Origin of the sequence: Nocardioides ferulae (genome assembly GCF_003660455.1) — a bacterium.
GTDB lineage: Bacteria > Actinomycetota > Actinomycetes > Propionibacteriales > Nocardioidaceae > Nocardioides > Nocardioides ferulae.
This window is the reverse complement of sequence record NZ_QZVR01000004.1, coordinates 306,029-326,758: the sequence shown is the minus strand read 5'-3', so window position 1 is coordinate 326,758 and position 20,730 is coordinate 306,029. Positions and strand designations below refer to the sequence as shown.

Annotated in this window: 18 protein-coding genes; 11 read left to right on the top strand and 7 right to left on the bottom strand. The window is 71.1% G+C overall.

The window, feature by feature from the left end:
• Nucleotides 1-163: 163 nt before the first annotated feature.
• Entirely contained in the window at nt 164-880 is a 717-nt protein-coding gene (locus D6B71_RS07860) for a hypothetical protein (RefSeq protein WP_126688203.1), read from the bottom strand.
• A gap of 567 nt (nt 881-1,447) precedes the next feature.
• Nucleotides 1,448-2,383, bottom strand: coding sequence for an ERCC4 domain-containing protein (locus D6B71_RS23920; protein ID WP_420846316.1), 936 nt, complete (start codon nt 2,381-2,383; stop codon nt 1,448-1,450).
• Between the two features lie 320 nt (nt 2,384-2,703).
• Here D6B71_RS23920 and D6B71_RS07845 point away from each other — a divergent pair, with 320 nt between their 5' ends.
• Entirely contained in the window at nt 2,704-3,285 is a 582-nt protein-coding gene (locus D6B71_RS07845) for a nucleotidyltransferase domain-containing protein (RefSeq protein ID WP_240641215.1), read from the top strand.
• A gap of 59 nt (nt 3,286-3,344) precedes the next feature.
• A complete protein-coding gene (locus tag D6B71_RS07840) occupies nt 3,345-3,683 on the top strand; it encodes a hypothetical protein (protein WP_121253692.1) in 339 nt (112 codons plus the stop codon).
• A 383-nt stretch (nt 3,684-4,066) separates the two neighbouring features.
• Here D6B71_RS07840 and D6B71_RS07835 read toward each other — a convergent pair whose 3' ends face one another.
• Nucleotides 4,067-6,937, bottom strand: a complete 2,871-nt coding sequence (locus D6B71_RS07835; RefSeq protein WP_121253690.1) for a vitamin B12-dependent ribonucleotide reductase — start codon at nt 6,935-6,937, stop codon at nt 4,067-4,069.
• Between the two features lie 161 nt (nt 6,938-7,098).
• A complete protein-coding gene (nrdR, locus tag D6B71_RS07830) occupies nt 7,099-7,635 on the bottom strand; it encodes a transcriptional regulator NrdR (protein WP_121253688.1) in 537 nt (178 codons plus the stop codon).
• 447 nt (nt 7,636-8,082) lie between these two features.
• Between nrdR and D6B71_RS07825 the strand changes: the two genes are divergently transcribed.
• Nucleotides 8,083-8,613: a hypothetical protein gene (locus D6B71_RS07825; RefSeq protein WP_121253686.1), complete on the top strand. Its 531-nt coding sequence runs from the start codon at nt 8,083-8,085 to the stop codon at nt 8,611-8,613.
• A gap of 34 nt (nt 8,614-8,647) precedes the next feature.
• Here the strand turns inward: D6B71_RS07825 and D6B71_RS07820 are convergent, their stop codons facing one another.
• Nucleotides 8,648-9,637: an ATP-binding protein gene (locus D6B71_RS07820; protein WP_121253684.1), complete on the bottom strand. Its 990-nt coding sequence runs from the start codon at nt 9,635-9,637 to the stop codon at nt 8,648-8,650.
• 92 nt (nt 9,638-9,729) lie between these two features.
• Here D6B71_RS07820 and D6B71_RS07815 point away from each other — a divergent pair, with 92 nt between their 5' ends.
• Nucleotides 9,730-10,095: a hypothetical protein gene (locus D6B71_RS07815; RefSeq protein ID WP_121253682.1), complete on the top strand. Its 366-nt coding sequence runs from the start codon at nt 9,730-9,732 to the stop codon at nt 10,093-10,095.
• 116 nt (nt 10,096-10,211) lie between these two features.
• Here D6B71_RS07815 and D6B71_RS22660 read toward each other — a convergent pair whose 3' ends face one another.
• The gene (locus D6B71_RS22660) at nt 10,212-10,595 is read right to left on the bottom strand and encodes a LysM peptidoglycan-binding domain-containing protein (protein ID WP_164519572.1); all 384 of its coding nucleotides are present in this window, start codon (nt 10,593-10,595) and stop codon (nt 10,212-10,214) included.
• Nucleotides 10,596-10,883: 288 nt separating this feature from the next.
• Nucleotides 10,884-11,732, bottom strand: coding sequence for an SDR family NAD(P)-dependent oxidoreductase (locus D6B71_RS07805; RefSeq protein WP_164519571.1), 849 nt, complete (start codon nt 11,730-11,732; stop codon nt 10,884-10,886).
• 217 nt (nt 11,733-11,949) lie between these two features.
• Between D6B71_RS07805 and lexA the strand changes: the two genes are divergently transcribed.
• The 7 genes from lexA to D6B71_RS07770 all read left to right on the top strand — a co-directional run bounded on the left by lexA (nt 11,950) and on the right by D6B71_RS07770 (nt 20,722).
• Nucleotides 11,950-12,684 carry a transcriptional repressor LexA gene (gene lexA / locus D6B71_RS07800; protein ID WP_121253676.1) on the top strand — a complete coding sequence of 245 codons (735 nt, stop codon included), beginning with the start codon at nt 11,950-11,952 and terminating at the stop codon, nt 12,682-12,684.
• A 137-nt stretch (nt 12,685-12,821) separates the two neighbouring features.
• Entirely contained in the window at nt 12,822-13,610 is a 789-nt protein-coding gene (locus D6B71_RS07795; RefSeq protein WP_121253675.1) for a phosphatase PAP2 family protein, read from the top strand.
• A 32-nt stretch (nt 13,611-13,642) separates the two neighbouring features.
• Entirely contained in the window at nt 13,643-15,271 is a 1,629-nt protein-coding gene (locus D6B71_RS07790) for an MXAN_6640 family putative metalloprotease (protein WP_121253673.1), read from the top strand.
• Nucleotides 15,272-15,353: 82 nt separating this feature from the next.
• On the top strand, nt 15,354-16,961 hold the full coding sequence (locus D6B71_RS07785) for an MXAN_6640 family putative metalloprotease (protein WP_121253671.1): 1,608 nt from the start codon (nt 15,354-15,356) through the stop codon (nt 16,959-16,961).
• 146 nt (nt 16,962-17,107) lie between these two features.
• Entirely contained in the window at nt 17,108-18,841 is a 1,734-nt protein-coding gene (locus D6B71_RS07780) for an alkaline phosphatase D family protein (RefSeq protein ID WP_240641208.1), read from the top strand.
• Nucleotides 18,841-20,142, top strand: a complete 1,302-nt coding sequence (locus D6B71_RS07775; protein ID WP_121253669.1) for an alkaline phosphatase family protein — start codon at nt 18,841-18,843, stop codon at nt 20,140-20,142. Before D6B71_RS07780 ends, D6B71_RS07775 begins: the two co-directional genes overlap by 1 nt.
• Nucleotides 20,143-20,239: 97 nt before the next feature.
• Nucleotides 20,240-20,722 (top strand): CoA-binding protein, encoded by a 483-nt coding sequence (locus D6B71_RS07770; protein WP_240641207.1) that lies wholly within the window; start codon nt 20,240-20,242, stop codon nt 20,720-20,722.
• Nucleotides 20,723-20,730 lie beyond the last annotated feature (8 nt).

Genomic DNA, 20,730 nt, shown 5'->3' with positions numbered 1-20,730 from the left:
GAGGACTGCTGCACGGAAAGGTGACATCTGATCTGTGGCGTGACAGGAGCTGGCATCGTCGTGTTGCTGCTCGTGTCCGCCATCGTCGTCAGGCTCGCGAGCCTCACCGCGATGGGCGTGCGGCGCGGAGCACCGTCTGCGCAAGAGACGCGAGAGGCCCCTTTCAGGCACGCTTCCCGGCCGACCGGATGTCCGCGATGAGGTCACCGAACGGGCGCCCTTCCAGCGCCTGGGGCCAGCCGCCGTCCTCTGCCCACCAGGGCGCCCGTGTGTGGCCCCGGCTGTCGGCGTCGAGGATGCCGGGCGCGTACACCACCGTGTAGACGTTCAAGGCCAGCAGGTCGGGGTTGGCCGGCTGCACCCCTCCAGGGCCACGGACCGCCGTCCCAGATCGACGCAGCACGAAGACCGCCTGCTCGCCGACGTAGTCCGCCCAGGGGGTGGCGGCCATGGTCGCCTCGTCGTAGGGGCCGAAGACCACCGTCACATGGCCTGTCCCGTCGGCGATGTTGCCCGCCAAGACTTCGTCTGCCTTCACCTGCATGAAGACCTCAACATCGACCAGCTTCTCCCCGTCCTCTTCGGAGACGAGCTCGCGACCCGGCCCGGCCTCGGTGACCGTGCCGAGCACGGTGACGTCGGCGGACCTGACCATCGGCGTGAGCGCATTGAACGTCTCGTTCCACAGGGCGCCCTGCCCGAAGGCGATCTGGGACCAGACCCGTGCGCCGGCGTCGGCGCTCACCGAGGCCGGCAAGGCGGGGTCGGGACGCTCGGAGTGGTCGACTGCCTCCTGGGCACGGGCCTGGCGGTCCGCCGGGTCGCTGCGGTCCTGCTCACCACATCCGGTGACGGCGAGAACGAGGAGAGACGAAGCCACGGCTGTAGCGGTGAGATGGCGGCCCGCACGCATGAGATCCCCGAACTATCCGTAGTGGTTGGTGAGACGCGGGCGTACAGGATGGCGGCCGTCGCGACGATCAGCAACAAGACCAGCCAGCCCATGCTGCGACGGTAGCCAGAGCTGAGGCCACGTGTGGTCGGATCAACGACTGCGGGCACACGGCTGCCGCGCGACGGCCGGACTTGTCTCGCACGGGATACAAGGGCCCATGGTCCACGACAGGGGTCGGCCGGCCGATCTCGGTGGTCGTCGCGACGATGGGTGGCGTGCCCACCCCAGATGAGGAGCTCGCGGCCCAGCAGTGGCTGACCCGGGACGCTCGAGACTGCGCCCGCTTCCTCTCACGCTCCTGCCGGAAGAGGCGCAGCGGCAGATCGTCGAGGACGGGGCCTGGGAGTGGCCGTGGCTGCTGTGGTCCGAGCTCGCGGAGCAGCCGCCGTGGCCGCCGTCGACCCGCCGCCGCAGTGAGCGCCGTCGCCGGCGCTCGGGTGGTGAGGACCCCGACGGGGCAGTGAGGCAGCCACGGTCGGAGGCCGCGTTCGTTCACCAGCCCGTCGCCGTAGACCGCGACCCGTACGACGACCCAGTCCCACCTCCGGCCACCGACTCACCCGAAGGCCCGCCTCGCGAGGTCGACAAAGACCTCGAACAGCTGTCGAGAGACCTCGCCCAGACACGACGGGAACGCGACGAAGCCCGCCTCTGGGCCTGGGGCCGTGAACATGGCTGGTACTCGATGTCGACCGACGACCCGCCGCATTGGCTCACCGCATCGACGCTGCCAGCCGACCCCGCCAGGGTGGAACACGAGCAGCGCCGGCAAACACCTGCGCGTCCGACACCCATCAGCCAGGCACCACCCGCGACGAAAAGGCGTCCGCACCTGACGGATGCCAAACCTGGCACCTCCCCGGTGAGTCCGTCGATGAGCTGGGTGCCTGCGGGGGCTCCGCGGAGGGCGCGCAGGGCGATAGCCCGCCGCTCGTAGGACTCCAGGTCGACGGTGCCGGCTGCGGCGGTGAGGACCCAACGCCGCGACGGCCGTGTCCCGCGGGCCTGGCGTGGGGGTTCTGGGTCGCGGTCGGTGTGTGCGGCGTAGGGGCTGCGGAGTGCGTCCGTGAGGCGGGCGGCGAGCACCGGGCCGATGCCGGGGTGGCGCCGAAGCTCCTCGGGTGCCGTGAACCCGTCCTCGACGAGGCGGCACACTGCGCCACGCCAAGCGTCCTCGGCGATGAATCGGGGCTCACCCTCGACGAGCAGCACCGCCTGCGGAAACGCGGACTGCAGCCGGGTCGCCTGGTCGAAGAGGCGGCCATCACGGATAGACGCACCCAGGTCCCCGGGCCCTTTGCGTTCGACAGCCAGCTGCGCCCCGAGCACGTAGTCACCGACCGGGAGGTCCGCCATCTGCACATCGAGACCCGCCGCGGCCAGGGCGTCAGGGATGCCGCTGCCGCGTTCGCGATGGTCGACCAGCACCGGTCCTGTCTCCACCACGTCATGACGCTACCCGCCGCGTCCACGGGTTGGGTGCCTGTGGAGTTGCGTCGAGATGTCGGGCAGTGGCATCGCCCGCCAAGCGCCCCAGTTCGAGGTGGTTGCGTCGCGGCCCCCGCACAGGGAGCCCCACGACTTCTTGACGGGGGCCGCCGCGCTACATGCGGGCAGAGGGCGTCCTACACACTGGCAACATGTCCTAAAAAGTGGCAGGTTGTAGTCTTTGTGGGACAGTAGGGAGCGTGGACCTCAGCTCACCGATCAGCAGCCTCATCCCGACACTGGACGCCGCAGTCTTGGAGGTGCTGGCCGGAACCGAGTCCGCGCTCGGGGTCAGCCAGATCCACCGCCTCGCCCGCCGCGGCGCTCGCTCCGGCGTCCACCGCGTCCTAGACCGCCTCACCGAGCACGGCCTGGTGGCCGCGGAGGGCACCAATCTCGGCTTCGTGTACCGACTCAATCGTGACCACGTGCTTGCCCCGGCGGTGCTGTCCGCTGTGAGCGCTCGAGCCGAGTTCTACAAGCGGCTCACGCGGGCGTGCGAGGCCCTGTCGCCGAGCGTCACCACCGCAGCGCTGTTCGGGTCGACAGCCAGACGAGAGTCCGGTGTCGAGAGTGACATCGACGTGCTCATCGTCATCGACGACGACAGCATTCGCAGCGACGCCTGGGAGGGGCAGGTGCGCCACCTCGAGGACCAAGTGCTCGCCTGGACCGGCAACCGTCTCGAATGCCTGACCTTGGACCGGGAACATCTGCGGGAGGCGGTCCGCTCCGGCGAGCCGATCGTGAAGTCCTGGCAGGAGGACGCAGTGACGCTCGCCGGCGTGTCGCTGCCGACGCTCATCCACGCGCTGCGAGCTGGCGCCGGTGACGAGCGGTGAGCCCGAGGAAGCATCCGACCCGGACTGCTGACCGCAGCGCGGGAAAGGCCCGCCTCCGCGTGGCGCGCAAGTACCTAGAAGCAGCCGAGCTCATCGCGCTGGACTCCGACCCGTACGCAGCCAACGTGTGCGTCGGCATCGCCGTGCTGTCCGGCATCGCCGCCGGAGACGCGATCTGCATCGCTGCCACCGGCTCGCGGTACTCCGGTCAAGACCACGCCGCTGCAGCTGCAGTGCTCGAGCAGGTGGACTCCGAGATGGGCGGCCGGCTGCGCCGACTTGTCGCACTCAAGCCCGGCAGCCACTACGGCGACAGGCTGCTGAGCGCCAAGGACCAAACCACCGCCCTGCGGGACGCCGGTGCGCTGGTTGAGGGCGCGGCCAGCCGACTGAGCTGACACGCCTCACCTCTCACACCGGCGGCGGCGGCGGCGGCGGCGGCGAGACAGAGTCTCGCCACGAAGGCCCGGCCCGGCAAGGCCGGGGTTTCGTGTTTCTTGGGCACCGGGGTGCCCGGAGGCATCACATCAGGAGGCCCCGACACCCGCCGGAGCCTCCCGTCAATCAAACCGGCCCAGGCCCCCCGCGAAGGGGGCCTGGGCCGATCAATTCGTACCGTCATGGTCAGCGTGGTTCTCCCGCTGCCATGCGGCGTGCAACTGGCAGTGACGCTCCGGCGCATCCCCACGGGAAATGTCCCGTTGACCGATCGCGGGCCATTGCTGTCCGAGTGCAGGACATCGTCGGCTGCTTGATCTGGGTCATTTCCTGTCCGTTCACATCAGCTGCAGCCGCTGGTGCTGCCACAGCCCTCGCACACGTAGCACGAGCCGGCGGGGCGCATCTTGGTGCCGCAGGTGAAGCAGAGCGGGCTGTCGATGGCGTGGCCGGTGATCTTCTCCAGCAGCTCGGCGGAGGTGTGGGCCTCCTTGGCCGGGGAAGCGGGCACCTCGCGCTGCTCGGCGCCGCGGGTGTCCTTGGTCTCGACCAGCTCGGCGTCGACGGTCTCGACCACCGGGGACTCGACCAGCTCGGCAGCGGATCCGGTCTCCTCGACCGGCTCGTAGGAGCCGGTCTCGAGGTGGCGCTGACGCTCCTCGGCGGAGTAGATGCCGAGCGCGGAGCGCGACTCGAACGGCAGGTAGTCCAGCGCCAGGCGGCGGAAGATGTAGTCCATGATCGACTGGCTCATCCGCACGTCGGGGTCGTCGGTGAGGCCGGCCGGCTCGAAGCGCAGGTTGGTGAACTTCGAGACGTAGGTCTCCAGCGGGACGCCGTACTGCAGGCCGATGCTGACCGCGATCGAGAACGCGTCCATCACGCCGGCCAGGGTCGAGCCCTGCTTGCCGAGCTTGAGGAAGATCTCGCCCAGCTCGCCGTCGTCGTGGGCACCGGAGGTCATGTAGCCCTCGGCGCCACCGACGGTGAACGAGGTGGTGCGCGAGACCCGCGACTTCGGCAGCCGCTTGCGGGTCGGGGCGTAGACGACCTTCTCGACGACCTTGGTCTCGACCGCGGCCTCGGCGCCCTTGCCCTTGTTCTCGCCCTTGCCGTCGGACAGCGGCTGGCCGACCTTGGCGTTGTCGCGGTAGATCGCGGTCGCCTTCAGGCCGAGCTTCCACGACTGGAGGTAGATGTCCTCCACGTCGGCGACCGTCGCCGACTCGGGCAGGTTGACGGTCTTGGAGATCGCCCCGGAGAGGAACGGCTGGCAGGCGGCCATCATCCGCACGTGGCCCATGGGCTTGAGCGCCCGCTCACCCATCGCGCAGTCGAAGACCTCGTAGTGCTCGGGCTTGAGCCCCGGCGCGTCGACCACGTGGCCGTGCTCGGCGATGTAGGCGACGATCGCCTCGATCTGCTCGGGCTGGTAGCCCATCTTCTTCAGCGCGCGCGGCACGGTCTGGTTGACGATCTGCATCGAGCCGCCGCCGACCAGCTTCTTGAACTTCACCAGCGAGAAGTCGGGCTCGATGCCGGTGGTGTCGCAGTCCATCATGAAGCCGATGGTGCCGGTGGGTGCGAGCACCGAGGCCTGCGCATTGCGGAAGCCGTTGGTCTCGCCGAGCTTGACCACCTCGGCCCAGGCGTGGGTGGCCAGCTTGTGCACGTCGGAGTCGGCGATGTGCAGCGGGCGCACGGTGTCGTTGGCCGCCTGGTGCTTGCGCATCACCCGGTTGTGCGCCTCGGCGTTGCGGGCGTAGCCGTTGTAGGGCCCGACGATCGCAGCCAGCTCGGCCGACCGCTTGTAGGAGACGCCGGTCATCAGCGAGGTGATCGTGGCGGCCATGGTGCGGCCGCCGTCGGAGTCGTAGCCCAGGCCCATCGCCATCAGCAGCGCGCCGAGGTTGGCGTAGCCGATGCCGAGCTGGCGGTAGTCACGGGTGGTCTGGCCGATCGACTCGGTCGGGAAGTCGGCGAAGCAGATCGAGATGTCCATCGCGGTGATGATCAGCTCGACGGCCTTGGCGAACCGCTGCGCGTCGAAGGTGTCGTCGTCGCGCAGGAACTTCATCAGGTTCAGCGACGCCAGGTTGCACGAGGAGTTGTCGAGCGACATGTACTCCGAGCACGGGTTGGACGCGGTGATCCGACCGGTCTCGGGGTTGGTGTGCCAGTCGTTGATGGTGTCGTCGTACTGCAGGCCTGGGTCGGCGCACTCCCACGCGGCGGTGGAGATCTTGCGGAACAGGTCGCGAGCGTCGACCCGCTCGATCACCTCACCGCTCATCCGGCCGCGCAGCGCGAAGTCGGTGCCGTCCTCGACCGCACGCATGAACTCGTCGCTCACTCGCACCGAGTTGTTGGCGTTCTGGTACTGCACCGAGGTGATGTCCTTGCCGCCGAGGTCCATGTCGAACCCGGCGTCGCGCAGCGCGCGGATCTTGTCTTCCTCGCGCGCCTTGGTCTCGACGAACTCGACGATGTCGGGGTGGTCGACGTCGAGGACGACCATCTTCGCGGCCCGGCGCGTGGCGCCACCGGACTTGATGGTGCCGGCCGAGGCGTCGGCGCCGCGCATGAACGACACCGGACCAGAGGCGGTGCCGCCGGAGGAGAGGAGCTCCTTGGAGGAGCGGATGCGGGAGAGGTTCAGGCCGGCACCAGAGCCGCCCTTGAAGATGAAGCCCTCCTCCTTGTACCAGTTGAGGATCGAGTCCATCGAGTCGTCGACGGAGAGGATGAAGCAGGCCGAGACCTGCTGCGGCGAGGGCGTGCCGACGTTGAACCAGACCGGGGAGTTGAACGAGAAGTGCTGGTGGACCAGGAGCCAGGTGATCTCGTGCTCGAAGACCTCCGCGTCGGCCTCGCTCGCAAAGTAGCCGTTCTCACGGCCGGCCTTGACGTAGGTCTTCACCACGCGGTCGACCAGCTGCTTGAGGCTGGTCTCGCGGGCGTCGGAGCCGACCGCGCCGCGGAAGTACTTCGTGGTGACGATGGTCGAGGCGTTCACCGACCAGAAGTCGGGGAACTCGACGCCGCGCTGCTCGAAGACGGTCTCGCCCGTCTTCCAGTTCGTCTGCACGACGTCGCGACGCTCCCAGGTGATCTCGTCGTACGGGTGCACACCCGCGGTGCTGAAGACCCGGTCGATCTTCAGGCCCGCGCCCGTCTTGGTCTTCGCTGCCGGGCCGCTCACCGTCTCGGTCATGGTTCTCCTCTGGTCCCTCGGATGACTTCGCTGTCAGTGCTGCTGGGTCGTGCTGGTGCTCGTGCCGGTGCTGCTGGGTGCCGATGCCGCCCACGAGGAGGCTCGGCCGGGTTGATGCCCGGGGGCGCCGCTTCCCCACGACGCCCCCGGGCGGCTCGGGGTCAGCCCGTGGGCTGAGGGTCTCGCCGACCACCGACAGTGGTGGTGTCGTCGGCACCGGGCGTGCCGTCGACGAGCTCGGCGAGCTGGGCCGCCCGCTCGGTGCGGAGACCGGCGATCTCGGACTCGAAGTCCTCGGCGGACTCGAAGGACTTGTAGACGCTGGCGAAGCGCAGGTAGGCGACCTCGTCGAGCGCGCGCAGCGGGGACAGGATCGCCAGCCCCACCTCGTTGGCGGGAATCTCGGCCTGGCCGCTGCCCCGCAGGGCGTCCTCGACCGCCTGCCCCAGGCAGGCCAGATCGTCCTCGGAGACCGGGCGGCCCTTGCAGGCTTTGCGGACTCCCGAGATCGCCTTCGCGCGGTCGAACGGCTCCGTGGCGCCGGAGCGCTTGAGCACCGCGAGCTGGATCAGCTCCACGGTCGTGAACCGCTTGGCGCACGCCCCGCACTGACGGCGGCGGCGGATCGAACCGCCGTCCTCGGCGACCCGGGAGTCGAGCACCTTGGTGTCGGTGTGACGGCAGTAGGGGCAGTGCATGGCGGTCCTCCTCCCGGGCGGGTCGAAGCGGGTCGTCGGGGTCGACGAAGACACCCGTCACAGGGTGTGGACGAAACTGTGGATATCTGCGGTCCCACTGTGTAGAACAGCCGGATGCCTGTGAGGCTTCCGCGTCTACCTGTGCACTAGATGTGGATAACTACACCGCTGTAACTACTAGATGTAGTGGAACCGTACGCCGGGTCCGGACACGATGCAAGCCGGTCGCGGACATACCCACAGTCGGTTTCGCGACGGGCCGGAAACCCCAGGTCAGAGGCCTTCCGGCTGGTCTGACCCGGGCGTGTCGCGCACCGCGACGACCTCCGCGCGGCGGCGGAACCGGCTTCGATCCGCGGCAGGCAGGTCGACTGGTCCGCCCACCGAAAGGGTGCCGCGGGCGCGCCACCTGTGGCACGTTCGGAGCACCCCCGAGGAAGGACCGCCATGTCTCGCACCGCCCTGCGCACCGTCACCATGCTGTTCGCCCTGACCGCCCCCTTCGGCCTGGCCGCCTGCAGCGGCGAGGACGCAGCCGAGAAGGCCGCTGAGGAGGCCATCGAGCAGGGCGCCGGTGGCGACGTGGAGGTCGACGTCGACCCCGACACCGGCGACGTCGTGGTCTCCGACAGCACCGGCACCTACACCTCCGGCGGCGACCTGCCCGACTCCTTCCCCGACGACCTCCCGATCATCGAGGGAGACATCGTCTCGGCGATGTCCGGCGGCGAGGCCGGCGAGACCGGTCACGTGGTCATGGTGCAGACCGACATCCAGGACCCGACCGAGGCGCTCGACGAGGCCGTCGGCCTGCTCACCGACGCCGGCTTCGCCACCGGCTCGCAGTCGGTGCAGATCGAGGGCATGGCCAGCCAGGACCTCACCCGCGACTCCCTGCACGTGGTACTGGCCGTCTACGGCGGCGAGGCCGGCAGCGACTCGGTCGTGCAGTACGTCGTGGAGCAGACGGCCAACTGACGCCCCGTCCTGCCTTCGCTTCGCCAGCGTGGGCTCAGCCGGCGTCGGCGGCGTCGACAGCTGCCTGAGGATCGGGCATCGACACCACGAACCACACGGTCGTGCCCGTGACGTCTCGTTCGGACCCCCAGCGATCGGAGAGCGCGTCGACCAGCATCAGCCCGCGCCCGAACACTCTCAGGGGGTCGGGATCCTCCGATGGGTGAGGCTCCTCGCCCTTGGCACCACCGAGCCCGCCCAGGTCGCGGACGATGACGGTGAGCAGTCGGTCCTCCAGGATCACCCGCAGCTCCGAGGCCGTGCCCGCGTGAACGACGGCGTTGGTCACCAGCTCGGACAGGCACAGCTGGGCCGTGTCGACGACGTCCTCGTCGACACCCCACTGCGCCCCCAGCGATCGCAGGAACCGGCGGGCGGCGCCGGAGGCCCGGGGGTCGCTCTCGAGCAGCAGAGCATCGGTGAGCGCACCGTCGGGGATGGCCGGCTCGACCGGCACCGCGTCGGCGCCGTGCCGGCCCACGGTCAGCCGCAGCCGGCGTACGGCGCGGCTGATCGACGCGGCGAACTGCTCGAGCAGACGCACCTGGTCGGCGGGGAACCCCTGCGGGCCGGCGAAGTAGACCACCAGCCCACCCAGCGGCGACCCGGTGCCGGGCAGCGGCATCACCGCCAGGGCGGCAGCCCCCTCGGCGCGCCGCTGTGCGAGCAGCTGCGAGAACCGGTCGCCGAAGTCGGGAAGGTCGTCGAGGTTGGCCAGCACCGCCTCACCCGTGCGGGCGACGAAGGTCAGCGGCACGTCCTCGTAGGCGTCGATCAGCGACCACTCGCGCTCGCCGCGGTCGACCCGGTCGCTCTCGAGGAACCGCAGGCGCCGTCCGCCGCCCTCGGTGAGAGCCACCCCCACGCGGAGGACGCCGCCGTCGGAGCGCAGGTGCTGCATGGCGCGCACGGCGATGTCGTCGACGTCACGGGCGCCCGTCAGCGCGTCGTCCAGCGTCCGCGCCGCGCCCAGTCCGTCCCGCACACCAACAAGACTAGGACAGAACCGCCGACGGATCGCGCGGCACCCGGCCCGGCGCCGGGCCGCCGCGCTCACCCATCGGCCACAATGGGCCGGTGAGCACCGGAGGCAAGCGCGCGGGAGCCCGGCGCGGCACACGTCGCCGCCCCGCCCTCCAGCCGCGTCTGCTCGGTCTGGCGTTGGCCGTCACCGTGTCGGTGGTCGCCTGGGGCTACCTGGTCTACGCCGCCATCGACTTCGGTGCGGCCGCCCGCGGCGGGGACCGTGACGCCTGGTGGTTCCTCGCGCTGGCCTCGCTCGGCGCCGTCGCCTGCCTGTTCGTCGGGCTGATGCTGGTCGCACGGCTGCTGCGCGAGTTGGGGATCACCCGACCTCCGGAACCGGAGACCGGGCGGGTGACGCCAACAGATCGGCCTCCTCGCTCCGCTCCCACCGCCGGCGGCCACCGCGCCACGCGCTGAGAACGAGACGCCAAAATCGAGAGAGGGGCGAGGCCGTTCGGCCTCGCCCCTCGTTTCCCCGTGTGCACCAGCCGGGGTCGAAGCGGCTGGTGACGTCGCGGCTCCCTCGGCTTGGATCAGTCGGTCGTCGGCACGTGCAGCCGCTGGCCGAGCGTGACCATGCCGGAGTCGAGGTGGTTGAGGTCCTTGATGCGCTCGAGCATGTCGCGCACGTCGCCGCCCGCGGAGGCCTCGGAGGCGATGCCCCAGAGGGTGTCGCCGCTGCCGACCATCACCACGCGGGTCGGCTCGGGCTGGCCGGGGCGCTCGGTGGCCACCGAACCTGAGGTGACGAAGAAGCCGATCAGCAGAGCCGCCGCGAGGCCGACCACCAGCACGACGAGGCGGCCGCGGCGGGTCAGTCGGACCGACCCGCCGACCGGGCCCCGGGGGGCTCTGGGGGCTCGGGTGGCTCGGGTGTCGGTGCGGACGGGGTGGTGGCTCAGCGTGATGGTGCTCATCGGGGCTCCTGGGGAAGGAAGGTGCCGTTCGGCCTGCTCGAGCAGATGTCTATCGCCGAGCACCGACAGTGCCGGCGCCGCGCGGGCCGCCGGCCTCCCGGGGACCCGGTCGAGCAGACGTTCGATCGAACATGTGTACGACAGTAGAGCACATGTTCGAACGAGACAAGCACCTGGCCGAACAGGCGTTCGACGGCGTGTCGCGCTCGCCGACCCTCGCGTCGGATCGGCCCGCATCACGCCACGGGATCACTCCACGGAGTGACTCCACGGGGTCACTCCACGGGGTCACTCCACGGGCGAGCGGCGCTCCTGCCACCGACCCTGCAGCTCGAAGACGCGCAGCAGCCCGGGGGTCACCGAGGGGAGCAGCGCTCCCCCGCGGATCAGCCCGCCGCGCCACCCCGGCAGGGTGCGCACCACGCGGCGCGAACCGAGCAGGCCGACGGCGGCGTCGGCGACCTCGTCGACGGTGAGCATCCGCCCGCCGGAGTGCACCAGCCGCTTGCCCCGCCCCTCCGCCATGTCCCGCACCAGATCGGTCGCCACGCCGTCGGGGCACAGCGCGTGCACACCGACCCCCCGGGGCACCTCCGCGCGCAGCGACGTGGCCAGCGACACCAGCGCGGCTTTCGTCGCGGCGTACACCGACAGCCCGGGCACCGGGCCCAGACCGGAGAGCGACGCGGTCAGGACGAGGTCGCGTCGCAGACGCCCGCCGCCGGGTGCGGCGAACGCGTCCAGCGCCGCGCGCGAGCCCCACAGGGCGCCGAGCAGGTTCACCTCGACCAGACGCCGCACCTGCTCGTCGTCCAGCTCGGCCAGCTGACCGGCGTCACCGACGCCGGCGTTGTTGAACCAGGCCACCAGGGCGCCGTGCCGGCGCGCCTCGTCGGCGACCCGCCGGTGCGAGTCGGGGTCACGCACGTCCTGCGCGATCCCCGCCACCGCACCGATCTGCGCCGCGGTGGCGGCCACGGCCACCCCGTCGACGTCGGTGATCACCACCCGGTGGCCGCGGGCGACCATCCGCTCGGCGATGCCCCGGCCGATGCCGCGCGCGGCGCCCGTCACCACGCAGCTGGTGGGGTGCTCGGGCGAGGTCCGGGCGGCCCGCCCGAGGAGCAGAGGCGTCATGGGGCGGGAGTCAACCAGGCTGCGACAGGCCGGCCACCGCGGTCCACGCTGTGGTCGAGGCAGAAACCCCGACCAGGCGCCGACCCTCGCGACACGCCGTTCGAACAGATGTTTGAAGCCGACCCCGTCGCGGGCTAGCGTGACCTCGACGGGCCCGGCGCGACGGGCCGCTCCACCGCACCCTCTCGGTGCCACGACGCGGAAGGCAGCACACCCCATGGCGACCAAGAAGACCGGCACCCCCGCCCGGGGTGTCGCCGAGCTGCCCGACGGCCCCCCGGACGTCACCGGCCTCACCCCTCGCCAGCAGCGGGTGCTGACCCACATCAAGGACTGCATCGAGAAGCGCGGCTACCCGCCGAGCATGCGCGAGATCGGCGAGGCGGTCGGCCTGACCAGCTCCTCGAGCGTGGCCCACCAGCTGAAGGTGCTGGAGGAGAAGGGCTTCCTCAAGCGCGACCCGCACCGCCCGCGGGCCCTCGAGGTCTTCCTCCCCGAGGTGATGGCCGCGCGCAAGGCCATCTCCGCGGCCGAGGAGTTCTCCGTCGACGAGACCGACATCGGCAACACCATCCCCGCCGCCCAGTACGTCCCCGTCGTCGGGCGCATCGCCGCCGGTGGCCCGATCCTCGCCGAGGAGCGGGTCGAAGACGTCTTCCCGCTGCCCAAGCAGCTGGTCGGCGAGGGGCAGCTCTTCCTGCTGGAGGTCTCCGGCGACTCGATGATCGACGCCGCCATCTGCAACGGCGACTACGTCGTGATCCGCCAGCAGCCGAACGCCGAGAACGGCGAGATCGTCGCGGCGATGATCGAGGGCGAGGCGACGGTCAAGACCTTCCAGCGCAAGGACGGCCGGGTGTGGCTGCTGCCGCACAACGAGGCCTACGAGCCCATCGACGGCACCCACGCCACGATCCTCGGCAAGGTGACCGCGGTGCTGCGCCGGGTCTGAGCGCCACACATACCGAGTATGGTAGGAAGTCAGCCATAGGGTAGAGGCACCTCGGGGGTGGCCCCGATACTTTCGTCGGGGGCGGATAGGGGATAAGACGGATGCGTGATCCCTGGCCGGACGGCAAGATCTGAGTCGTGAGGTCTCCGGTCGCGCTCCCCCGCTTCCCCCGGCTGCGCCGTGGGCTGCTCGAGCTCGTGTTGATCGCGACGCTCTACGTCGGCTACAGCGCCTCGCGGCTCTTCGCCGACGACGCCCTGGCGCCCGCGCTCGAGCGGGCGCAGCAACTGCTGCACCTCGAGACCCTGCTCGGCCTGCACTGGGAGGCCACCCTCAACCAGGTGTTCGTCGAGATCGACACCCTCGGGCTGCTGGCCAGCTACTGGTACGCCACCGCCCACTACGTCGTCACGCTGGTGGCGCTGGTGTGGCTCTACCGGCTCGGCACCGAGCGCTACCTGCCCGGCCGCCGGGCGCTGGTCATCGCCACCGTCCTCGGCCTGGTGATGTACCTCATGATGCCGACGGCGCCCCCGCGGTTCGTCGAGGGGTACGTCGACGTGCTCAGCCTGCACGCGGCCGACGGCTGGTGGGGGTCCGACGCCTCCGCCCCGCGGGGTCTCGGCGGGCTGACCAACCAGCTGGCCGCGTTCCCGTCGCTGCACGCCGGGTGGTCACTGTGGGTGGCCCTCGTGGTGCAGCGTCACTCGCGCTCCCACGCCTGGCGGGTGTTCGGCTGGGCGCACGCCGGCATCACCACCGTGGTGATCATCGGCACCGGCAACCACTGGGTCGTCGACGCGGTGGTGGGCTGGCTGGTGGTCCTCGCCGGTTTCGCCACCGCCGAGCTGTGGGGCGCCCGCGACCGAGCACGGGCCGAGGTGGGGTCTCGCGAAGAGTCTGAGCACGGCGCCCCGGTCGGTTAGCCTGCGGTCTCCGCCCCTCCCCAGGAGTCCGCATGCTGTTCGCCCACGGCCGCCGCTCGCGTCGGCCGCTTCTCGCCCTCCTGCCCGCGGCGCTCGTCGCCGCGCTCCTGGCGCCGGGGCTCGGCTCGATGTCTTCTGCCCAACCGGCACCGACGGCGCTCCGTCCGGCGCAGGCTGTCTCGCCGGACCGAGGCGAGCGGGCCGAGCAGGCTCTGGCCGCGGTCGAGGCGGCGCTCGACGAGAAGGGCACGGCCCGGGCGGCTGGCGGGGCTGCGACGGAGCTGACGCTGCTGCTGCGCGACCTCGCCGTCGACGCCGCGGCCCTGCCGCCCGCCGACCAGCGGCGAGCTCGTGACCTCCTGGCCCGGCCGACCTCGAGCGGGCCCGACAGCTACGGCAATCCGCACTACGGCAAGCTCCGCAATGGCAAGCCTCGTCCGGTTGGACGACTGTGCGGCGAGAACGTCTGCGTGCATTGGGTCGAGACCGGCCAGCACAAGGTGAAGCACGACGGCAGGGTGAAGACGACGCCTGCCTGGGTGCGACGCAACCTGACCGAGCTCGAATACGTCCACTCCACCTACGTCGCCGCTGGCTACCGCCCCGTGCTGCCCGATGGTGCCAAGGGCGGCGACGGCCGCGCCGACATCTACCTGGCCAACGTCGGCGTCGCCGGCATGTACGGCTACTGCACCACCGACCAGGAGATCCCCCGCGACGGCCCCGCCGCGGTCTGGGCCTACTGCGTGCTCGACAACGACTTCTCCCGCCGCGAGTTCCGCACGAACACGCCGCTGGGCAACATGAAGGTCACCGCCGCTCACGAGTACTTCCACGCCGTCCAGTTCGCCCACGACATCCGCGAGGACGGCTGGTTCATGGAGGCCACCGCCACCTGGGCCGAGGACGAGCTCTACGACGACGTCAACGACAACCTCAACTACCTGCCGAGCAGCCCGTTGCGCGAACCCGCGGTGCCGCTCGACACGTTCGCCGGCACGTTCCAGTACGGCGAGTGGATCTTCTTCCGCTTCCTCACCGAACGGCTCACGGAGGCCGAGGGCGGGATGCCGACGCTGGTGCGCGACATGTGGGCCAAGGCGGCCGGCACCGCCGAGAACGCCCGCGGGCAGTACTCCCTCGAGGCGATCCGTGCCACGCTCGCCGAGCGCGGCGTCGACTTCGACGAGGCATTCGGCGCGTTCGCCGACGCCAACCGGCACCCGAAGGACTCCTACTCCGAGGCGGTCGAGAACAGCTACCCGTCGGCGAAGGCCGGCCGGTTCGACACGCAGCGCCGCTGGTTCACCACCAAGCTGCAGCACCTCACCTCGGCCAGCAAGTCGGTCAAGCCGACCCGCTCCAGCACACAGCTGAAGCTGGTCTTCGACCTGGTGGCTCCCGGTCAGGGCGCCTTCGCCGTGGTCAGTGTCTACCCCAGCCCGGCCGACGGCAGCGCCGAGACCCAGCCGGTCGTGCTCGACGCCGAAGGTGACGCCACGCTGACCCTGCCGTTCTCGAAGGCCGAGGTCTCCCGGGTCGACGTCACCCTGGTCAACGGCAGCACCCGGATGCGCTGCCGCACCCGCGGCGACTTCTCCTGCGGCGGCACGCCGAGCGACGACCGGGTGCCCGCCCGGTTCAAGGCCACGATCAGCTGACCGCCGGGGCCGATTTCGGCCCCGACTCCAAAGATCTGCCAAAGCTCCGGCAGCCGCGCTCGGGTTGCGGTTGTCTGGGCGGATGCACACCAGGCCCCCCTTCGCCACGCGCCGCCTGCGGCGACCGCTGGCCGTCCTCGCCGCCGTGGCCCTGGCCACGACCATGCTCGGCGCCACCAGCGGCGCCGCTGCCCCCTCGGGCCCCTCCGCCGACCCCGCCAAGGTCGCCGCCCCAACCCCCGACCGGGTCGCCGCCGAGCGTGCCCTGCGTCAGGTCGAGCGCGCCTTCTCGGGCCGCGGTGCCGACGGAGAGGTCACCCTGGCTCTCCGGGATCTGTGGCGCGCGTTGCCGGCCCTCTCGCCGGCGGAACGGTCCAGCGCACGCCGGTACTTCTCCCGACCCACCGACGGTGCGGGCAGCGATCCCGAGAACCCCCAGTACGGCTCCGCTCCGGTCGGCAGGGTCTGTGGTCCGAACGTGTGCGTCCACTGGGTCGAGACCGGACCGCACCGAGTCGGCGGCGACGACGTCGACGGCAACGTGGGCAGCACCCCGGCGTACGTCGCGCAGGTGCTGGAGTCCGTGGAGCACGTCGCCGGCGTCTACCTCGCCGCCGGCTACCACCCGGTGCGCGGTGACGAGGGCCTCGGCGGCGACGACCGGCCCGACGTCTACCTGGCAGACCTCTACCCGATGGGTGCCTACGGTTACTGCACCTCCGACCAGGAGGAGTTCGACCCTCCGGGCACCTACGACGTGTGGGCCTACTGTGCGCTAGACAACGACTACGAGGACTTCGGCAACACCCCGCTGGAGAACATCCAGGTGACCGCCGCGCACGAGTACTTCCACGCCGTGCAGTTCGCCTACGACTACTACGAGGACCGGTGGCTGATGGAAGCCACCGCCACCTGGGCCGAGGACGAGGTCTACGACGACGTCGACGACAGCGTGCAGTACCTCGACGCCGGACCCCTCGGCCGCCCGGACGTTCCCCTCGACTACGTCGGCGAAGGCCACCAGTACGGCGACTGGATCTTCTTCCGCTACCTCACCGAGAACGTGATCACCACCGAGTCGGGCGGCCTGCCGGTGCTGGTCCGCGACATCTGGGAGCGGGCCGACGGCTCCGCCGCCGCCGCCCACGGCGACGAGTACTCATTGCAGGCGGTGCAGAACGCTCTGGAGGCACGCGGCCCGTCCTTCGGCTCGACGTTCCTGAGGTTCGCCGACGCCAACCGCCGCCCGTGGTTGACCTACGAGGAGGGGGCCGTCAACGACTACCCGGCGGCACCGGACGGCAGGTTCCGCAAGAGCGGCAAGTGGTACACCACCAAGCTGAACCACCTCACCTCCGCCAGCGACTACTGGGAGCCCCAGAAGGGCAGCAAGAGGCTCAAGGTGATCGTCGACCTGGCACCGACCAGCCGCGGCTCCTGGGCGATGGTCTCCGCCTACGACAAGTCGGGCGGCGAGCCCCGCTGGTGGATGATCGACCTGAACCGGGACGGCGACGGCTCCAAGACCGTCCCGTTCAACAAGAGCATCTCCCTCGTCGACGTCACCCTGGTCAACGCCAGTACGAGGGTCGCCCTGGACACCTGCGGCGGTGACTCGCCGTACACCTGTGGCGGGGGCTCGCGCGATGACCGCCTGGTCGCCAAGGTGCGCGCCGTCTCGCTTCGCTGACCGCCCCGCTCCGCGGACCGCCGCCCCGCCGTCCACCCGACGGCGGGGCGGCGCTGCCTCTACCGGGCGGTGGCCGGCGGATGAACAGGCGGTTCTCACACGAGCTGGCCCTGTCACCCGAGGCGGGCAGCGTCGTTGGATGAACCGTGACCTGCGACCAGACCTCCCCAGAGCAGCCCCGCACCTCCCCGCTGCCCCGACGCTCCGTCCTCGCCGGGGGCCTCGCCACCGGTGCCGGTGGGGCCGCGCTCGCCCTCGCCGGACCTGCCGCAGCGGCCGGCCCGGCCGGCACCGGAGACGCCGCCGCCAAGCCCGGCAACCGGGTCTTCCGGCATGGCGTGGCCTCCGGCGACCCGCTCCCCGGCGCCGTCGTGCTCTGGACCCGGGTCACCCCGACCCCGGCCAGCCGCCCCGGCTCCGGACGCGGCCCCAAGGCCGAGGTGACCTGGGAGGTCGCCACCGACCGCCGGTTCCGCCGCGTGGTGCGCCGCGGCAAGGTCAGCACCGGACCCTGGCGCGACCACACCGTCAAGGTCGACGCCACCGGCCTGGACCCCGAGACCTGGTACTACTACCGGTTCCGCCACGGCCGCGCGCTCAGCCCGGTCGGCCGCACCCGCACCGCACCCGCGCCCAACGCGCTCCCCGAGAACCTCCGCTTCGGCGTCACCTCCTGCGCCAACCTGCAGGCCGGCTGGTTCACGGCGTACCGCGGGCTGGCGCAGCGCGACGACCTGCACGCGGTGCTGCACCTGGGCGACTACCTCTACGAGTACCCCTCCGGCGGCTACGGCTACGGGTCGGCCGACCAGGTGATCCGGCCGCACGAGCCCGAGCACGAGATCGTCACCCTCGCCGACTACCGCCAGCGGCACGCGCAGTACAAGTCCGACCCCGACCTCCAGGCGCTGCACGCGAAGTACCCCTTCATCGTCGTCTGGGACGACCACGAGTCCACCAACGACGCCTGGCGCGACGGGGCCGAGAACCACCAGCCCGAGGCCGAGGGCGAGTGGGCGGCGCGCCGCAACGTCGCCCACCGGGCCTACGACGAGTGGATGCCGGTGCGCCTCTCCGGCACCGCCAAGCTCGGCGACGGCACCGCCCTGTTCCGCCGGCTGCGATTCGGCCAGCTCGCCGAGCTCAGCCTGCTCGACCTGCGTACCTACCGCGACCAGCAGGTCGCGGTGCCGCTGCTCGACCCCGCCGTCAGCGACCCCGACCGCACCATCACCGGCCGCCGGCAGATGAAGTGGCTCAAGGACTCCCTCGACAACCGCCGCGCGCAGTGGAAGCTGGTCGGCAACCCGGTGATGATCGCCCCCGTCACGTTCGCGGCGCTGCCCAAGGACCTGATCCGGCCGGTCAACGACACCGTGGGGCTGCTGCCCGCCGACGGACTGCCCTACAACGTCGACCAGTGGGACGGCTACACCGACGACCGTCGCGAGCTGTTCGAGCACATCCGCGACCGCGGCGTGCAGGACGCGGTGTTCCTCACCGGCGACATCCACTCCGGATGGGCGTGCGAGCTGCCCTACGACAACGCCACCTATCCGATCGGCGACTCCGCCGGGGTGGAGCTGGTCTGCACCTCGGTGACCTCCAACAACCTCAAGGACATCCTCTCCGCGCCGCCGCGCACCGCCAGCCTGGCCGTCGAGGCGATCATCCAGGCCAACAACCGGCATGTGCGCTACCTCAACTTCGACGACCACGGCTTCTCGGTGCTCGACCTCACCGCGCAGCGCGCCCAGATGGACTGGTTCGTGATCGGCGACCGGAAGAGCCCCGACCTCACCGTCTCCCACACTGCCTCGTGGGCCACCGCCACCGGCACCGGCAAACTGACGCGCGTGCAGGACCCGGTGGGTGCGTGATGGGGCGCCACCACGACGCGACCGTCGCCGGGGACCCGCGGGTCGGCGGGCTCGACGCCGTCCGCACCGGACGGCGTACCCTCCTGCGCGCCGGCGCCGGCGGGCTGGTCTTCTCCGCGGCGGTCGCCGCCGCCCCGGCCATCGCGGCGCCCCGCGGCCGGCGGCGCGTCTACGTGCTGGTCGTCGACGGCTGCCGGCCCGACGAGATCGACAGCGGGCTGACCCCGACCCTGAAGGAGCTGCGCGACGGCGGCCTGCACTTCCCGCGGGCGCGCTCGCTGCCGGTGATGGAGACCATCCCCAACCACGTGATGATGATGACCGGGGTGCGGCCGGACCGCTCGGGGGTGCCGGCGAACTCGGTCTACGACGCCGAGCTCGGCGAGGTGCGCTACCTCGACCAGGAGAGCGACGTGCGCGTCGGCACGGTGATCGAGCGGTTGAACCGGGCCGGCTACCGCACCGGCACGGTGCTCAGCAAGGAGTACCTCTACGGCGTGTTCGGCGAGCGGGCCACCCACCGCTGGGAGCCGGCGCCGATCGTGCCGATCTCCGGCCATGCCCCCGACGTGTTCACCACCGAGGCGGCGCTGGCGATGGTCGAGGAGTTCGACCCGCACCTGGTCTTCGTCAACCTCGGCGACATCGACCGGCTCGGCCACATGGACCTCACCGGCCAGTCGCTGCAGCTGGCCCGGCGGGCCGCGCTGATCTCCACCGACCTGCAGGTGCAGCGGTTCGTGACGATGCTGCGCGACACCGGGCGCTGGGAGCGCTCCCTGGTCGTGGTGCTGGCCGACCACTCGATGGACTGGTCCCGCCCGGACCGGCTGATCACGCTGACACCGGTGCTCGAGGCCGACCCGCTGCTCGCCGGCAACACCGTCATCGCCGACAACGGCGGCGCCGACCTCGTCTACTGGACCGGCCCGGAGGCGCAGCGCTCCGCCGCGGTCGCCCGGATCCGCGAGCTGGCCTCGGCGGTCGACGGGGTGCTCGCCGCGCACCCTCGCACCAAGCCCCGGCTGCGACTCGGCCCCGAGGCCGGCGACGTCGTCGTCTACTGCAAGGCCGGGTGGCGGTTCAGCGACCCCGATGTGTTCGCCAACCCGATCCCGGGCAACCACGGGCACCCCGCTACCGAGCGCATCCCGTTCTTCCTCGCGGGCGGTCATCCGGCGGTCCCGAAAGGGGTGGCCTCCTCGAGGCGGGTGGCGACCGTCGACGTCGCCCCCACGGTGGCCTCGTTCCTCGGGGTCGGTGCCCCCCGGGGCGGGTACGACGGGCGGGCGCTGCTGTAGCCGTCGGGCGCAGCCGCGCGACCGGTCGCCGATCCGGGACCCGCGGCCCTACCCGGCCGAAGGGGCCGCTGCCCACGCTCGACGCGGAGGTGAGGCCATGACGACCATGACCATCCAGGACGCGGCCACCGAGTTCCTGTCTCATCAGCGGATCGCGGTGACCGGGGTGTCTCGCACCCCCGCCAGCCACGGCGGCAACATCGTCTACCAGCGGCTCAAGGAGCGCGGCTACCAGGTGTTCGCGGTGAACCCGAACGCCGACGAGGTGGAGGGCGACCCCTGCTACCACTCCGTCGCGGAGATCCCCGAGGGCGTCGAGGCCGTGGTGATCGGCACCCGGCCCGAGACCGCCGAGCAGACCATGCACGAGTGCGTGGAGCTCGGCATCCACGACGTGTGGATGCACCGTTCGTTCGGCAAGGGCAGCGTGTCCGACGACGCCACCGACTACGGCCGCTCGCACGGCGTCACCGTCATCGACGGCGGCTGCCCGCTGATGTTCGAGCCCACCTCGGACCGCGCGCACCAGATGATCAAGCACGTGTGCACCTGGAACCACCACGTGCCGAAGAAGGTCTGAGCGGCCGG

Excerpts from the sequence above, each read along its gene's own strand:
- D6B71_RS07805 (WP_164519571.1), bottom strand. The coding sequence starts at position 11,732 with ATGACGCCTCTGCTCCTCGGGCGGGCCGCCCGGACCTCGCCCGAGCAC.
- D6B71_RS07835 (WP_121253690.1), bottom strand. The coding sequence starts at position 6,937 with ATGACCGAGACGGTGAGCGGCCCGGCAGCGAAGACCAAGACGGGCGCG.
- D6B71_RS07785 (WP_121253671.1), top strand. The coding sequence starts at position 15,354 with ATGCACACCAGGCCCCCCTTCGCCACGCGCCGCCTGCGGCGACCGCTG.
- D6B71_RS07775 (WP_121253669.1), top strand. The coding sequence starts at position 18,841 with ATGGGGCGCCACCACGACGCGACCGTCGCCGGGGACCCGCGGGTCGGC.
- D6B71_RS07790 (WP_121253673.1), top strand. The coding sequence starts at position 13,643 with ATGCTGTTCGCCCACGGCCGCCGCTCGCGTCGGCCGCTTCTCGCCCTC.
- D6B71_RS07770 (WP_240641207.1), top strand. The coding sequence starts at position 20,240 with ATGACGACCATGACCATCCAGGACGCGGCCACCGAGTTCCTGTCTCAT.
- D6B71_RS22660 (WP_164519572.1), bottom strand. The coding sequence starts at position 10,595 with ATGAGCACCATCACGCTGAGCCACCACCCCGTCCGCACCGACACCCGA.
- lexA (WP_121253676.1), top strand. The coding sequence starts at position 11,950 with ATGGCGACCAAGAAGACCGGCACCCCCGCCCGGGGTGTCGCCGAGCTG.
- nrdR (WP_121253688.1), bottom strand. The coding sequence starts at position 7,635 with ATGCACTGCCCCTACTGCCGTCACACCGACACCAAGGTGCTCGACTCC.
- D6B71_RS07825 (WP_121253686.1), top strand. The coding sequence starts at position 8,083 with ATGTCTCGCACCGCCCTGCGCACCGTCACCATGCTGTTCGCCCTGACC.